The following is an 873-nucleotide window of genomic DNA, read 5'->3' as shown; positions in this document are numbered from 1 at the left end:
CAACATGGTTGCTAGCGGGTAAGGGCGTCTTCCATTACCTGGCTTTGGATAAAAAGGCTCAATGACGGCTTCTAATCGAGACCAGGGAATCAGCTTCTCCATTCTGAGTAAGAACTTCTCTTTACGAGTCTGTCGCTTTTTTTGGGTGAACTCGCAGTCGGCAAACGTGAGCTGATTCTTCATGGTGAACTCCAAATATGAGCTGATGGTAGATTAGCTCACAAGGAACTTGTTCACACCTTCCCTAAGATATCAAAATAGTTCGACATCATTTCTGCAGCAGTCTGGTAATGATACTGAATTGTTTTTGGTGAGCCTATTGCTATGATTTTATCCCTGTTATCAAGAGAATCAAGGTCTTCTGTTATATTGACCTTAATATCCCCACCAGTATATATATCTCTTACAACGCTTTGGACTTTCCGTATATCCATAGCAGAGATCGGAAGAACCAAATTAGATAATGCTGAGTAAATTTCAGAAAAGTTATCAGTTTTAACTTTATTTATTCTAATTGTGGAAAAGCCTTCCAGATCTATATCATGCTCAGTAATATCAACACTTGTCGAACCTTCCTCATACTCTACAAGTAAAAAATTAGGCTCATTATGGGTTTCAGGGAGTTAACTCAGAAGCATCTCCAGCAACCCAGAAATAGCGGCTTTCCCCCGTCGTCTGATATTGTGCAAACACTCAAAAAAACCAAGATACAAAGGCAGTTTTTCCTGTGAAATCCCTCTATGCGGTCGTAACCATGATCGCAACAAAGACCAGAACCCTTCCATTGTGTTGACATGAACTTCATGAAATCCATCACCGTCTTCATCTCTTGCGTATTCCCCCTTTCCATGGCAGACAGACTTATGCCCATAG

1 protein-coding gene and 1 pseudogene are annotated in these 873 nt (G+C 40.9%); both read right to left on the bottom strand.

The features are described from left to right. On the bottom strand, positions 1–183 hold a 183-nt coding region (locus tag WG89_RS29975; RefSeq protein WP_479686493.1), incomplete at its 3' end, for a transposase. A 440-nt stretch (positions 184–623) separates the two neighbouring features. Continuing rightward, positions 624–873, bottom strand: a pseudogene (locus WG89_RS31855) (IS1595 family transposase); the annotation flags it as partial.

Origin of the sequence: Endozoicomonas arenosclerae (genome assembly GCF_001562015.1) — a bacterium.
GTDB classification, from domain to species: Bacteria; Pseudomonadota; Gammaproteobacteria; order Pseudomonadales; family Endozoicomonadaceae; genus Endozoicomonas_A; species Endozoicomonas_A arenosclerae.
The sequence above is the reverse complement of the archived record's forward strand: the minus strand, read 5'-3'. Positions and strand labels throughout refer to the sequence as shown.